14 protein-coding genes are annotated in these 13,653 nt (G+C 60.0%); 9 read left to right on the forward strand and 5 right to left on the reverse strand.

The annotated features are described in order from the left end of the window. Window positions 1-12: 12 nt before the first annotated feature. Window positions 13-777, reverse strand: a complete 765-nt coding sequence (locus AAE514_RS07410) for a hypothetical protein (protein WP_347330894.1) — start codon at window positions 775-777, stop codon at window positions 13-15. 191 nt (window positions 778-968) lie between these two features. On the opposite strand from AAE514_RS07410, the gene AAE514_RS07415 reads away from it, so the two are divergent. Next, window positions 969-1,232 (forward strand): hypothetical protein, encoded by a 264-nt coding sequence (locus tag AAE514_RS07415; protein WP_347330895.1) that lies wholly within the window; start codon window positions 969-971, stop codon window positions 1,230-1,232. Between the two features lie 8 nt (window positions 1,233-1,240). Here AAE514_RS07415 and cysE read toward each other — a convergent pair whose 3' ends face one another. Genes cysE through AAE514_RS07430 form a run of 3 tightly spaced genes read right to left on the reverse strand, consistent with a single transcriptional unit; the run spans window position 1,241 to window position 4,130 of the window. Further along, entirely contained in the window at window positions 1,241-2,038 is a 798-nt protein-coding gene (cysE, locus tag AAE514_RS07420) for a serine O-acetyltransferase (protein WP_347330896.1), read from the reverse strand. Between the two features lie 33 nt (window positions 2,039-2,071). Beyond that, complete coding sequence (locus tag AAE514_RS07425) at window positions 2,072-3,433, reverse strand: MFS transporter (protein WP_347330897.1); 1,362 nt, start codon at window positions 3,431-3,433, stop codon at window positions 2,072-2,074. Further along, a complete protein-coding gene (locus AAE514_RS07430) occupies window positions 3,423-4,130 on the reverse strand; it encodes a M15 family metallopeptidase (protein WP_347330898.1) in 708 nt (235 codons plus the stop codon). Before AAE514_RS07430 ends, AAE514_RS07425 begins: the two co-directional genes overlap by 11 nt. Before the next feature lie 229 nt (window positions 4,131-4,359). Between AAE514_RS07430 and AAE514_RS07435 the strand changes: the two genes are divergently transcribed. From AAE514_RS07435 to AAE514_RS07450, 4 genes are all read left to right on the forward strand, one after another. Continuing rightward, on the forward strand, window positions 4,360-4,638 hold the full coding sequence (locus AAE514_RS07435) for a TfoX/Sxy family protein (RefSeq protein WP_347330899.1): 279 nt from the start codon (window positions 4,360-4,362) through the stop codon (window positions 4,636-4,638). 45 nt (window positions 4,639-4,683) lie between these two features. Further along, entirely contained in the window at window positions 4,684-5,451 is a 768-nt protein-coding gene (locus AAE514_RS07440; RefSeq protein WP_347330900.1) for a Crp/Fnr family transcriptional regulator, read from the forward strand. A 463-nt stretch (window positions 5,452-5,914) separates the two neighbouring features. Next, complete coding sequence (htpX, locus tag AAE514_RS07445) at window positions 5,915-6,805, forward strand: protease HtpX (RefSeq protein WP_430623887.1); 891 nt, start codon at window positions 5,915-5,917, stop codon at window positions 6,803-6,805. Between the two features lie 47 nt (window positions 6,806-6,852). Next, the gene (locus AAE514_RS07450) at window positions 6,853-7,899 is read left to right on the forward strand and encodes a S1C family serine protease (protein WP_347330901.1); all 1,047 of its coding nucleotides are present in this window, start codon (window positions 6,853-6,855) and stop codon (window positions 7,897-7,899) included. Window positions 7,900-7,908: 9 nt separating this feature from the next. On the opposite strand, the gene sfsA is transcribed toward AAE514_RS07450, so the two are convergent. Then, entirely contained in the window at window positions 7,909-8,619 is a 711-nt protein-coding gene (gene sfsA / locus AAE514_RS07455) for a DNA/RNA nuclease SfsA (RefSeq protein WP_347330902.1), read from the reverse strand. 276 nt (window positions 8,620-8,895) lie between these two features. Here sfsA and dksA point away from each other — a divergent pair, with 276 nt between their 5' ends. The 4 genes from dksA to AAE514_RS07475 are packed head-to-tail and all read left to right on the forward strand — an operon-like array spanning window position 8,896 to window position 13,536. Beyond that, on the forward strand, window positions 8,896-9,339 hold the full coding sequence (gene dksA, locus AAE514_RS07460; RefSeq protein WP_027328571.1) for an RNA polymerase-binding protein DksA: 444 nt from the start codon (window positions 8,896-8,898) through the stop codon (window positions 9,337-9,339). 51 nt (window positions 9,340-9,390) lie between these two features. Continuing rightward, complete coding sequence (gluQRS, locus tag AAE514_RS07465; RefSeq protein ID WP_347330903.1) at window positions 9,391-10,404, forward strand: tRNA glutamyl-Q(34) synthetase GluQRS; 1,014 nt, start codon at window positions 9,391-9,393, stop codon at window positions 10,402-10,404. Further along, window positions 10,401-10,580 carry a hypothetical protein gene (locus AAE514_RS07470; RefSeq protein WP_347330904.1) on the forward strand — a complete coding sequence of 60 codons (180 nt, stop codon included), beginning with the start codon at window positions 10,401-10,403 and terminating at the stop codon, window positions 10,578-10,580. Before gluQRS ends, AAE514_RS07470 begins: the two co-directional genes overlap by 4 nt. Then, window positions 10,570-13,536, forward strand: coding sequence for an ATP-binding protein (locus AAE514_RS07475; RefSeq protein ID WP_347330905.1), 2,967 nt, complete (start codon window positions 10,570-10,572; stop codon window positions 13,534-13,536). The genes AAE514_RS07470 and AAE514_RS07475 overlap by 11 nt, the downstream gene beginning before the upstream one ends. Window positions 13,537-13,653 lie beyond the last annotated feature (117 nt).

The following is a 13,653-nucleotide window of genomic DNA, read 5'->3' on the forward strand; positions in this document are numbered from 1 at the left end:
TATATTAACGCGTCAAGGCTTCGGCTCCTCCAGGCTCAGCCCGCTGATATCAGGCGCCACCGGCGCCTGATTCTTTTTCAGTTCCCCAATTTCCGCGCCCGCCGGAGCCACATCGAATTCCGGGGCCGCCACGGGCGTCGGTTCCGGTGCTCGCTCTGAATCAGAGAGCAGGTCACTGCCCACCTCCGCCAGCCCCCAGTCCTCTGGATCGACCGAAGCCAGCGGCAGGCTGTCGCGCTCGCGCCCCTCCAGAAGGTCTGCTCCGGGCTCGGCGAGATCGAAATTCGGCGTGGCCGCCGGTGCTTGCGACTCTGAGCGCCGCTCGGTGCGATCGAGCAGCTCTCCCTCCGCCGGCCTCAAGCTAAGGGCACTGGTATCCACCGACACCGGCGTCAAGGTCGCTCGCTCGGAAGGCTTGAGCAACAAGCCGCCCGCCGGGGCCAGGCTCAGCCCGCTCGTGGGCGCCGGGGCTCTTGTCGAGGCTCTTGTCGGGGAGTTTTCCGGGGCCTCTTCTTCCGGGGCCTTTGTGGGCGCCTTTCGGGCCTCACTGGGGGCCATTTCCACCTGTGCCCCCGCCTTATGCAATACTTGCTGATACTTCTTCGCGGTGGCGGCATCCAGCTGACGCTTCAGCGCCACCGGGCGCCCGGTAAACAGCTGCTCAATCTTCGCCTCATCCGCTTTGAAGAGCTGTTGTAGCCGCTGCTTGACGTCCGCCAAGGGCTGTCCCAGGACAATGTCGCCCCGAAAAATCAGGTCAAATCGCTCGTCGGCCATACCCACATTCCTGTCGCTTTCGATCTTGTGATCTTAGCCACCCCTATGCGAGCCCGCAATATCAATTCCCCGTACTAGTGCTAAAACAGTCTGTCAGTCGCTGGCAGAGTCCTGCTTTTAGATCAATACTTAAACACAGGGCGCAGCAGCGCCTGCTTAGTATTCGCAATGTTCGCAATGGAGGGGACGCCATGACCGCTTATTCCAACGCGCGACTGGTACAAGGCAGCCAACTGCACGATGCGGAAAACGTTCGCCGCAAAGTGGAACAGGACATCGCATTTCTGACCGACCGAATTGCATCGCTGGAAGCGCACCACCGGCCTAACCAGCCGGTCATTGACACCTACCGTTCAATGCTTGCGAGTCGACGCTCGGTGTTGAACTGGCTCAACCATGGCCGAATGGACGAGGAGGATTCCAGCGGGCCGAAGCCCCGCTCTCAAACCGGGTGATGATCCGTTTAATTCGTGCCGTTGAACCCCTGGTCCATATCCTGGGCCGGGACGTCGCCCTTAGGGTGCCCCACAGCCTTGGCCGGCACACCAGCCACGGTTGTATGAGCCGGAACCGACTCAAGCACCACACTGCCCGCGCCGATTTTGGCGCAATCGCCAACCTGAATATTACCCAGCAGCTTGGCCCCCGTACTGATCAGCACACCGCGCCCCACTTTGGGGTGACGGTCCCCGGTGCTGCGCCCCGCACCACCGAGTGTGACAGAGTGCAGCATGGACACATCGTCACCGACGACCGCCGTCTCGCCAATGACCACGCCGGTGGCGTGGTCGATCATGATTCCGGACCCCATCCGTGCGCCCGGATGGATATCCACGCCGAAGGCCTCGGAAATCTGATTTTGCAGGTATAGCGCCAGCGCCCGGCGATCGCGCCGCCATAAGTGGTGAGCGAATCGGTACGCTTGCAGGGCGTGGAAGCCCTTAAAGAATAAAAAGGGCGTGGAAAACTTCTCGCAGGCCGGGTCGCGCTCACGGTGGGCATAGATGTCCGCCCGCATCGCCGCTTCAATGGCCGCATCCCGCGCCATGGCCACCTCGAACACCTCGCGGATCATCATGGCCGGCACGGCCTGACTGTCCAGCTTGTTCGCCAAATGGAAACTGACCGCACTGGCGAAGCTGTCATGGTTGAGGATGGTCGCGTGATAAAAACTGGCCAATGCCGGCTCTTCAGCACTGGCGGCCTGGGCCTCTGTGCGAATGGACGACCAAAGTTCATCGGCCAGGGAAGTAGAAGCCAAACTAGCGTCTCCCAATCTGATTCGTCGTTGCTGCTATTGTCTCACAGGCAGGAAGCGCTGGCGAAACCGCTGAAAAAATTCCGGCTGCCGCCAGAACACCCCCAGGCACAGAAGACCGTGCAGGGCCATGACCACCAAAAACAGCTGCGGAATGCTCCATCCAAGTATCCCCAGCACACCCAGCCCCACCAGGGACGCCGCCACCATAAAGAGAGCGTTGATCACATTGCCCGCGCCGATCACCTGAGCCCGGTGGGCCGGACGGCTTCGGCTTTGGATCAATGCCGACAGCGGCACCACATACACCCCGCCGGCCACGCCGAGCATCAGCACATCCAGCATCACCCGCCAGGCACTGGGCCACCCCAGCATACTCCACAGCGAGTGCAATTGATCAACACCGGGGGCCGGGTGGGCCAGGGCAAACGCCTGCCCGGCCCAGGCCAGATCCAGCCCGAAAACCAATACCAGCAGGGCCCCCAAGGGCACCAGCGCCGGCTCCACGGCTCCGCGACTCAACCGGGCGCACAGTAGCGCGCCGAGACAAATACCCGCCAGGAACAAGATCAGCAGCAGGCTGACGACCGCGGAAGCGCCGGAGAGGACCGCTCGGGTAAAGTTGGGCAGTTGCGTCAGGTAAACCGAGCCCAAAAACCAGTACCAGGAAGAAGCGATAATACACCAGAACACCATGGCGTTTTCCCGGGCGCAGGCGATGCTGCGCAGGGTCTGGCGGTAGGGGTTGCGCTCCAGGCGCAGCTCCGGGTCCATGGGCGGGGCGGCGGGAATCTTCAAGCTGATCCGCCAACCCAGCCACGCAATCAGCAAGGCACCGACGGCCACCCACCAGATGCCTCCCACCACGCTCAGCGCGACCGTGCCGGCAATCATCCCCAAAAAGATGGCCACGGAGGTTCCGGTATGTAATAAGCCGTTGCCGCCGGTCAACTCCTCCTTGGGCAAGTGTTGGGGCAAAATGGCGTACTTCAGCGGGCTGAAGCAGGCGGACTGGGTGCCGGTGAGAAACAGCACAAATACCAGCAGCGCCGCGCTGTGCAGCCAGAGCGCGACCGCGCCCAACGCCATGATGGCGATTTCCGCCACTTTGATACCGCGAATAAAGCGGGCCTTTTCGAATTTATCGGCATACTGGCTGGCCACCGGCGCGAACAACAAGAAGGGTACGATCAGCGTGGCAGCCACCAGGTTATTGATAACATCAATGCTCAGCCCCCAGCGCTCGATGCTTCCGTAAGTAAACAGCATCAACAGGGCGCTTTTGTAAAAATTGTCGTTGAACGCGCCGCCCAATTGGGTGAAGAACAAGGGCATAAACCGGGCCCGGCGCAGCAGCCCGAACTGGGAACTCGGTAGGGTGGCCGATTCAGGTTTCATTCGACGTTTCTCCTTTCGGGCCCAGCGGAACACGCACGTAGCGCTCAAACAATACGGGTAAGTGCGTCACAACGGTCGCCTGCAGGGCCAATGAGTGCTCACGAAGGTGGCGGCGAAGCAAGTCCACCGTGAAAGCCCGGGCATACCCATTGGCAATGGGCGCAAAGCTCAAATGCCAGGGCTCCGGCGCCACGCCCCCCCGGTCCATATCGTAAGGGCGGTAGAAGCCGGGGTTGGCTTCACTGGCAAGAAAACCCGTTAACCACTGATGAAAACGGTACATGGAGCCCCCGGCCTCACACTCCGCTCGAGTCAATTCAAGTGTATCCCCTTTGGCCAGCGCCGAGGCGTCATAGACGTCCATGTCCGTTCCCCAATGATGGCGGGAGGCGCCAGGCAACGCCGACCAACGGAGAATGGCGTGGGTGAGCTCCAGTTCGCTGAGCCGCTCAACATCGAGCGGCTGACCCCACTCATCCAGCACCGGACGCTGCCCGGAGGCCTTGGCCTCCCAGATAGCTCGTTGGCGCTCAAAACTACGGTAACCACTCGCCACTTGAAGCGAAAACCCCGCCCTACGGGCCGCCTCCGTCATTTGTTCCAAGGGCCTTATGACGTCCCGATGCAAACGCGCCTGGTTAAAAGATACCAGCGCGGACTCGTCGCAGCCCACCAATGCCGGGGCTGACGGGGTCAAAGAGGGGGCTCCCTCACCGTTGTCGTCTTTTTTGTTCGACTGGCTCACAAAATTCATCCGTAATCACGTTCATAATTTTGGTTTAGGCGCCAACTCCCAGAAATGTTTTGTGCTAACGCCGGAAAGCGGTACTATTATGTCGAGCCCGCTTTTTGAGTTCGTGTTCAAAAAGCACTCATTGGGACGTTATCACAACCATAATCATAATGAAGAATGGAGCAAAATCCGTATGACTACCAATCATAGTGAGTTACTCCAGCTAAAAAACCTGGGAATGGCTACCGTCAATATTCTGCACGCCATTGGCATTAACAACTATAACGAGCTTCGGGAAATCGGCTCGGTTGAAGCCTACCGCCGCATCAAAGCCCGCGACATCAATGTCTCCAAAGTCATGCTCTACGCCCTGGAAGGGGCGTTAATGAATGTCCATTGGAACGACTTGTCACCCGACCTCAAACAACAGTTGGTTGCCGAAGCTGAACAGGATACGCTTAGCGAAGCTTAACCGTCCGTTAAAGGGCGCCGCTAATGACGATCCTGGAGGCTTTCTATGCACCTTCCGCACAAACAGTCGGACCTCATCACCGACTGCGCCGCCCACCTGCGCGAAGCCGGAACCGAGCTGTTGTCCGGCTTGAGCCCGGCGGGTGAGACAACGTCTTTCGGTGTTAGCCACGATTTGCTCGGCAATGGCGAGAAAGACCGTCTCTGGCTGATTACCGAAGGTGAAGCCTTTTACCGGGTGGGCGGCAAACAGGTGACCCGCCACAGCGCGGGCGACCTCATCGGGCTGGAGCGCGAGCTTCCGGTTGAAACGGGCGTTTACGGGTGTAGTGAGCCGGTGACACTGGAGCCCTACCACCGAGAGGAGGTGATGGGTCAGGCGCGGTTTGCCCACTACTTGATGTACGCCAACGCCTTCTACCGCGCCTCCCTGGCCCAGGAGATTCGAGCGGAATTCCAACCCTCCGCCGGCTTTATGCACTTTATGGCCGGCGAGACCATCATCCATCAAGGGTCGGAAGCCCATCAGGTGTACACCCTGCTGGAGGGGAAAGCCCACGCCCTGCGCGACGGTCTCAAGGTTGGGGAGATTAACGCCAACGAGATTTTCGGTGCCCTAGCCGTTTTTACCCGCCAAAAGCGCATGGCCTCGGTGGTGGCCGTCAGTGACTGCACCGTACTGGCGGTACGCAAAGAGGAGTTTGCCGATCTGGTGGAAATGCAACCGCAAATCTGCCTGGGGCTGGTGGAAGAGCTGGCGGACAAAATCAACCAGCTCAACGGCCAACTCCTCGCCCAGCAAGCCAAGGGGTAAAAACTTTCCCAGCGTAAACCGGGAAAGTTGTTGACACTGCTAATGATAATAATTACTATTTACAAACCGTTGGGCAGTCATCAGCATCTCCCCTGCCCGACGGGGTGAAGGTAAGCGACCTGTGCACTCCGCAGTCACGGTTGCGCTTGCCGGATCTTCTCCTTGAGGCCACAGCCTTGCCAGGCAACAGGCCTCTGGCTAATCACGGTTGCTTGGGCCACCCTTCGGGGTGGCCACTTTTCTCCCCGCCGCCTAGATTTTTGCCTTTTCCCCGTTTGCCGTATCGGCAGCCTATTCGCCCCTGCTGTCTTATTTGCGTTTGGCCGCCAAATATTAACCCGTATTTACGCTTTGCGCGTATTGAAATCTTCCCGCTCGCACACATATAAGCGACACTGTGGGGCCCGCGTTCAACTCGAATCGGGGCACTGTCAGCCATTGACCTCCTTGGGAGATAACCGCCGTGATGCGCATTGGCCTTTTTCTGTTAACCAACTTCGCCGTTCTGATTCTGGCCGGCTTTACCCTGTCCCTATTGGGGGTAGACCATTACCTGCAACAAAATGGCGGCCTAAACCTCACAAGCCTGCTGATTTTCTGTGCTGTGTTCGGCTTCGGTGGCTCGTTCGTATCGCTGTTTCTGTCGAAGTTTATTGCCAAGAAAACCACCGGCACTCAGATTATCGACTCCCCCCGCACCGCGGATGAACAGTGGCTGGTGAGCACGGTTAAACAGCTCGCCCAACAGGCCGGCATCAAGACGCCGGAAATCGGTATTTTCCCCGCCCCCCAGGCAAACGCTTTTGCCACCGGCTGGAATAAGAACGCCTCTCTGGTAGCGGTCAGTCAGGGACTGCTGCAACGGTTTGACCGGGACGAGGTCAAAGCCGTTCTGGCGCATGAAATTGGTCACGTGGCCAACGGCGACATGGTGACCCTGAGTTTACTCCAGGGGGTGATTAACACCTTCGTGATGTTCTTCGCGCGAATTATCGGCCACACCGTGGACCGGGTGGTATTTAGAACCGAGCGTGGCCACGGCATCGGGTTTTATATCGTCACCTTTGTCACGGAGATTATTCTGGCCTTGCTGGCCTCAATGATCGTGATGGCCTTCTCCCGCTACCGGGAGTACCGAGCCGATGCCGCCGGCGCCCAGCTGGCCGGCCGCGGCGCCATGATCCGGGCCTTGCAGCGGTTGCAAGCGGAAGTCCAGGCCGGCGCCCAAAACCCCATGCCCGACAGCATGAAGGCCTTCGGCATTAGCGGCGGTTTCAAACAGAACCTGGGCAAGCTCTTTGCCAGCCACCCGCCTCTGGATGAGCGTATCGCGGCGCTTAACCGCGGACATTAACCGGTCGACAACGACCGAACAAGCAACCAAAGAAACGGGGAGACACCATGCTCTGGCGTTGGCTCACACTTATTGTTTTATTAGCGGGCCCCTTGGCGGCTCCGCACGCTCAGGAGTTCGCGACGGACGATGAACGCAATACCATTGAAGTGTTTGAGTACGCCAGCCCGAGCGTGGTTTACGTTACCAACCAGCAACTGGTGCGCGACCCCCGCTCTTTCGACCTGTTGACCGTACCCCGCGGTTCGGGCACCGGTTTTGTGTGGGACGAGCGCGGCTACGTGGTGACTAACTTTCACGTGATCGAAAACGCGCGCAAGGTGATGATCACTCTGCAGGACCAAAGCAACTGGCCCGCGGAAGTGGTTGGCCTTGCCCCCGAGAAAGACCTGGCGGTGCTCAAAGTCGAGGCCCCCCAAAAGCACCTCAGACCACTGCGCCGGGGGGATTCCGGCGAGCTGGTCGTGGGTCACAAGGTGCTGGCCATCGGCAACCCGTTTGGGCTGGACGCCACCCTCACCACGGGTGTCGTCAGTGCGCTGGGGCGGGAAATTGAATCTCCCAACCAGCGCAAGATCCGCCACGTGATTCAGACCGACGCGGCCATTAACCCGGGCAACTCCGGCGGGCCTTTGCTCAACTCCCGGGGCGAGCTGGTGGGGGTCAATACCATGATCTACAGCCCCAGCGGGGCCAGCGCCGGCATCGGCTTTGCCATTCCGGTCAACACCGTTGAAAGCATCGTGCCGCAGCTAATCGAACACGGCCGTATTATCCGGCCCGTCCTGGGCATCGACATCGCACCGGATCAGTGGACCCAGCAGTCGGGCGTCGAGGGCGTCGCCATTCTGCGCGTGGCCCAGGGCTCCCCGGCCGACCGGGCGGGCCTGGTGGGCGCCCAGCGCAGCCGTTGGGGCAGCATTGTGCTGGGGGACATCATCACCGCCATCGACCAACACCCCACTCGCAACTACGACGAGCTGATGACGGCGCTTGAAAAGTACGAACCCGGTGATGAGGTCGTGGTCCGTGTTCAGCGCCGGGGCGAGTCCAGGCGCCAGCGGCTGGAGCTGGCCGCCCCGGAGGGCCTCTAACACCTCCCTCTAAAGGCGCGCCTTAACCGGTAAGCGTTGGGTGAGCGCAATAGCCGCGCGCTGCGGATCTATCTCCGCCCGATAGGCATACACTTCAACGCCCGCCGCCATGGCCTGGCGCAACGTATCGCCGTACGCCGGGTCAATCTCGTCGGCGGGGGCCACCTGGGCCACGCCGGTATGCTGTACGCAAAAAAGCAACACGCCGCGATCGCCCTGGTGAACAATGTCCATCAGCTCACGCAAGTGTTTGCGCCCGCGCTCGCTGACCGCATCCGGAAACAGGCCATGACCGGGGGTCTCCATCAGCGTCACACTTTTCACCTCCACGTAACAGCGCTCTTCCTCAGACTCCAGCAGAAAATCAATGCGGGAGTTTTCCTGGCCGTAGCGTACTTCCGGCCGCAGCCGGTCGTAGCCCTGAAGCTCCGCCACCACGCCGGACTCAATGCCCTGGCGCACCAGCTGATTGGCCCGCCCGGTGTTAATCCCGGCCCAATGGCCCGAAGGGGTGGTTGCCACCTCCCAGGTGTGCCGGTATTTACGTTTGGGGTTGCCGGAATCGGAAAACCAACAGGGGCTTTCAGGAACCACACACTGGCGCATGGAGCCGGTATTGGGGCAGTGAATGGTTATTTCAGTGCCATCCGAGAGGCGCACGTCCGCGAGAAATCGTTTGTAACGCCGCAGCAAAACACCACATTGCCATTTTTGACTCAAGGAGAACTCCTAATAGGGAAAAACAATCAAATAATCCTCTATTGTTACAGTTAGTGAAAACCGGCTCAATCCAGAGTCAAAATAGGCCGAATCGGGCGTAAAAAACACTGGCGAAGCCGGGGGATATCTGGTAGCTTGCCAACCCTTCAAATTTGCCGTGTTTATTGAGGCGAAGAAGGTGTAAGGCGACGGAGGGCGCGGAACTCCCGGGTTTACCCAACCCGCCCGTCCACCGAGTCGGCCAGCTAAATGGGAAGTCATACGAGGCGCGAAACCATGCCGAAGAGTTCATCGACCGCAGAGAGCTACACACTGAGTAACTTCACCCCTTACAAGGAAAAAAAGGGTGAGGAGTACATGAACGAAAACCAGCTCGAGCACTTTCGTCAGTTGCTGCTCGCCTGGCGTCGCGAGTTAATGGAAGAGGTGGACCGGACCATGAGCCACCTGAAGGACGAAGCCGCCAACTTCCCGGACCCCGCCGACCGCGCCAGCCAGGAGGAAGAGTTCAGCCTGGAACTGCGCACGCGCGACCGCGAACGCAAATTGATTAAAAAGATCGACAGCACGTTGGAGCTGATCGAGAATGAAGACTACGGCTTCTGCCACGCCTGTGGCGTGGAGATCGGCATTCGCCGACTGGAAGCCCGCCCGACCGCCACCCTGTGCGTAGACTGCAAGACCCTGGATGAAATCAAGGAAAAGCAAGTCGGAGGCTAAAAACTGAGCGGGGCTCGTCCACTGTGGCGAGCCCCCATAGTCCGCAGTGATATGCCCTACCCCGCGAACAGCGCCCCCCGCCCCCCTTCAACGTTTGAACCCGACCCCTATGTCGGTCGCTTCGCGCCCTCTCCGAGTGGCCCGCTGCATTTCGGCTCACTGGTCAGTGCGCTGGCAAGCTACCTGCATGCCCGAACCGGCGGAGGAAAGTGGCTGGTGCGCATGGAGGACTTGGACCCACCGCGGGAAGAAGCCGGCGCCAAAGAGTCGATTCTGGCCACGCTAGAGGCTCACCAACTGCACTGGGACGGCGACATCCTATTCCAAAGCGACCGCCAGAAGGCCTACGAGGCCACGCTGGAGCGTTTGCTCGCCGCGGGGCTGGCCTACCGGTGCCGGTGCACCCGCAAGGACATCCGCGCCCTGGGAGGCGTGTATGACGGCCGCTGCCGGGACCGGGCCGTCTCGCCGGATGAACCTCACGCCTGGCGACTGAAGCTGTTCGATGTCCCCGAAGGCCACACCGAACCCGCCGATCCGTACCGCTGGACCGATCTGTTTCAGGGGCCCCAGGCTCAAAGCTTGCGCCAAGAGGTGGGCGACCCCATCATCAAACGCAAGGATGGCCTGTTTGCCTATCAGCTCGCGGTCATCGTTGATGATATTGAGCAGGGCGTGACCCATGTCATTCGCGGCATGGACCTGCTGCCGGTCAGTGCCGGTCAGCTCGCCGCTTTCGCTCTTATGGGCGGGCAGCCCCCGGCCCTTGGTCACGTTCCGGTCGCCAACAATGAGCTCGGGCAAAAGCTGAGCAAACAGCATCACGCTCCCCCATTGCAGTCAAAAAAGGCGGGAACCAATCTCTGGTACGCGTTAGACTTTTTGCAGCAGCGCCCTCCGGCCGAGCTGCGCGGCGCCGCGCCCGAGGTGGTACTGGAGTGGGCTCAGGCCCACTGGCAGCCCGAACGCATCCGCGCCCGGGAGGGAAAGGCCCCCACTGCCATGCTCAACCCCACTAATGCCGCCCCCACTACAACCGACAGGCCCGAGGAGAATAGAGAGTGAACAATCAGCGCCTGGTCATCCTCTTGCTACTGGTGGCTTACATTTTCTCCCCCACCCTATTTACCTGGATCATCAACCCGGAAGGGGCTTGGTTCCGGCCCTACATCATCTGGATGGTGGTCATTATCATCGCCTACCTCGTCCAACGCCGTAAAAAGAGGCCTCATGACCTTTGAGTTAAGCCATGTGGCTCTGCTCGGTGTCAGCTACTTGCTGGCGCTGTTTGGCATTGCCTGGATAACCGAACGCGGGTGGATTCCCGAGTCCGTCACCCAGCACCCACTGACGTACATCCTGTCGCTGGGGATCTTCGCCAGTGCCTGGGCGTTTTACGGGGTCATCGACCTGGCCTTCCAGTTCGGCTACGGTGCCCTCGCCTACTACCTGGGCACCGGCGCTCTGTTCCTGTTCGCCCCGGTCGCATTGGCCCCACTGGCGGACCTGGCCCGTCGGCACCAGGTGCATTCGCTCGCCGACCTGCTCGTGTTCCGCTACCACAGTCACGGTGTGGGAGCGGTAACCACCCTGTGTATGCTGCTGGGCATATTGCCCTTGATGGCGCTGCAAATTCAGGCCATCGCCGACACCATGTACATCCTCACCGTGAGCAGCAACCCCAGCCTGCCCGCCATGGGCACCGGCTTTACCTTCAAGGACCTGATGGCCCTGGGTTACTGCGCGCTGCTGAGCGTGTTCACCATTCTGTTCGGCTCCAGCAAGGACCAGCACCGGGGCCTGTTCACCGCCATGGCGTTCGAATCCCTGCTCAAGGTATTCGCCCTCTGTGCCATCGGCCTGTTGGCGGTTTACGGTGTGTTCGACGGTTTCACCGGCCTGGACCAGTGGCTGGCCCAAAACCCCGAGAACCTGGCTCTATTGCACGCCCCAATACAAGACGGTGCCGCCCACACCCTTCTGCTGGTGTTTGTCGCCACGGCCATCACCATGCCCCACATCTTCCACATGGGCGTGACTGAAAACCTATTGATGCGCAACACCCACACCATTACGTGGGCCTTTCCGCTGTTCCTGCTGCTGATGGCGCTGCCGATTTTCCCAATTCTGTGGGCCGGGTTCGAACTCTCCGTCCCCTTGCCGGCCCAGTACTTTACCCTCGGGGTGCCGATTCTGGCCGAGTCACCGAGCCTGACCGTGCTGGCGTTTATCGGGGGCCTCTCCGCCGCGACCGGCGCCATGGTGGTTATGATTCTCGCCCTGACCACCATGGTAATGAACCACTGGATCCTCCCGGCGCTAAGCCTGCGCAACCGGGACGACCTCTACCGCCAGCTGGTTTGGTTGCGCCGGGTGCTTATCGCCACGTTGTTCTTCGCCAGCTATTTTGTTTACTGGTTGCTCGATAACCGCCACAGCCTGACCAATCTAGCCCTGCTGACATTTATCGAAACCCTGCAGTTTCTGCCCGGCATGTTCGCCATTGTGTTCTGGCCCCGGGGCAACCGGCGGGGCCTACTGGCCGGGCTGAGCGTGGGCACCCTAATCTGGGCCACGGCCTTGCTCATTCCGGTTATTACCGGGCTGGCGGGGCTACCCATTCCCGGCACCGACATTGTGGTACCTCTGGGCATGGGTCATTGGAGTGAGGTGGCACTACTGTCCATCGGGGCCAATACGGCCATTTTTGTGGGCCTCTCTCTGCTCACCCGCCAGAACGAAGAAGAACAATACAGCGCCGAGCTCTGCGCCGCCGATGAGCTCAGCCAGCCGGTGCGCCAGGCGTTGGATGTTCACAGCGCGGCGGAATTCAAAACCCGACTGGCCCGCTCCCTGGGCAAGGTGACCGCCAGCCGGGAAGTGGACGTTGCCCTGAGCGAGCTGGGCCTGCGCATTACCGAACGCCGCCCCTATGCCCTGCGCCGCCTGCGCGACCAAATTGAGGCCAACCTATCCGGGCTGATGGGCATCCATGTGGCCGGTGAGATCATGGACCGTCACCTGCCCTACAAGCTGGCCGAACGGCGCGATACTCTGGATATAAACCTGATTGAAAACCGTCTGGCCCAATACCGGGACCACCTCACGGGTATGGCCGCCGAATTGAACAACCTGCGCCTGTACCACCGTAAAACCCTGGAAGAGCTCCCCATGGCGGTCTGCTCTCTGGGGCGGGACGGGGAAATTCTAATGTGGAACCGGGCCATGGAACTGTTAACCCAAACCCCGAGCGACGATGTGACCGGCTCGCGCCTGGAGGACCTGGCCGAGCCCTGGCGGGGTCTGTTGACCGATTTCAGCGAAAACAGCGAGCCCCACTACTACCGCCAGGAAATTGACCTGAACGGCCGCCCCCACTGGATCAGCCTGCACAAGGCCAACATCGAGGGCAGCATCCACAGCGGGGAGTACGATCAGGTGATTCTGCTGGAGGATGTGACCGAAACCCAGCTACTGGAGCAGGAGCTTATTCACAGTGAGCGGCTGGCCTCCGTGGGCCGCTTGGCCGCAGGCGTGGCCCACGAGATCGGCAACCCCATCACCGGTATTTCCAGCCTGGCCCAGAACCTGCGCTACGAGTCCGAGACTCCGGAAGTGCTGGAAACCGCCGAGCACATCCTGAGTCAGACTGACCGGGTGACGCGTATTGTGCAGTCCTTGGTGAGCTTCTCCCATAGCGGCCAAAACAAGAAAAGCGAGTTTGAAGCCGTGGATTTGCGCGCCTGCGCCAATGAGGCCATCCAACTGCTGTCGTTGCAAAAAGACAAAAACGAGGTGGAATACGTCAACAATATTGCTCGCAATGCGATCATTGCCGGCGACAGCCAGCACCTGATTCAGGTGTTTATCAACCTGCTTTCCAACGCCAGAGACGCCAGCCCGCCCGGCAGCCATGTTATGCTGGACAGCGACGAGGACGAGTACAGCATCATTTTCTCGGTAACCGATCAGGGCAGCGGCATACCACAGGACAAGCTGGATCAGATTCTGGAGCCCTTCTTTACCACCAAGGACCCGGGCGAGGGAACCGGACTGGGGCTAGCGATGGTCTATAGCATTGTGGAGGATCATGGTGGCAAGCTCGACATCAAGAGTCCCGCGGACCCTGTGCACCAAACCGGTGCACAGTTTACGATCAAATTGCCTCGCCATATTGATTCCATGCTGGCGGAATGATATTTTCCGCCATCTACCCGGCTGTGGAAATCCACGCAGGTGGGCTTTTCCCAGCCTGCACATCAGGCTCGCTGAAGCTCTGGCGCATTTTAGGTCTCTACCCTATTCATTGATGGC

This window comes from Marinimicrobium locisalis, assembly GCF_039822625.1.
Classification (GTDB): domain Bacteria; phylum Pseudomonadota; class Gammaproteobacteria; order Pseudomonadales; family Cellvibrionaceae; genus Marinimicrobium; species Marinimicrobium locisalis.

What these genes read in the sequence shown, in the direction of transcription:
- AAE514_RS07410 (WP_347330894.1), bottom strand. Translation starts at nt 777, where the DNA reads ATGGCCGACGAGCGATTTGACCTGATTTTTCGGGGCGACATTGTCCTG.
- AAE514_RS07415 (WP_347330895.1), top strand. Translation starts at nt 969, where the DNA reads ATGACCGCTTATTCCAACGCGCGACTGGTACAAGGCAGCCAACTGCAC.
- AAE514_RS07425 (WP_347330897.1), bottom strand. Translation starts at nt 3,433, where the DNA reads ATGAAACCTGAATCGGCCACCCTACCGAGTTCCCAGTTCGGGCTGCTG.
- AAE514_RS07435 (WP_347330899.1), top strand. Translation starts at nt 4,360, where the DNA reads ATGACTACCAATCATAGTGAGTTACTCCAGCTAAAAAACCTGGGAATG.
- AAE514_RS07440 (WP_347330900.1), top strand. Translation starts at nt 4,684, where the DNA reads ATGCACCTTCCGCACAAACAGTCGGACCTCATCACCGACTGCGCCGCC.
- AAE514_RS07450 (WP_347330901.1), top strand. Translation starts at nt 6,853, where the DNA reads ATGCTCTGGCGTTGGCTCACACTTATTGTTTTATTAGCGGGCCCCTTG.
- dksA (WP_027328571.1), top strand. Translation starts at nt 8,896, where the DNA reads ATGCCGAAGAGTTCATCGACCGCAGAGAGCTACACACTGAGTAACTTC.
- gluQRS (WP_347330903.1), top strand. Translation starts at nt 9,391, where the DNA reads ATGCCCTACCCCGCGAACAGCGCCCCCCGCCCCCCTTCAACGTTTGAA.
- AAE514_RS07475 (WP_347330905.1), top strand. Translation starts at nt 10,570, where the DNA reads ATGACCTTTGAGTTAAGCCATGTGGCTCTGCTCGGTGTCAGCTACTTG.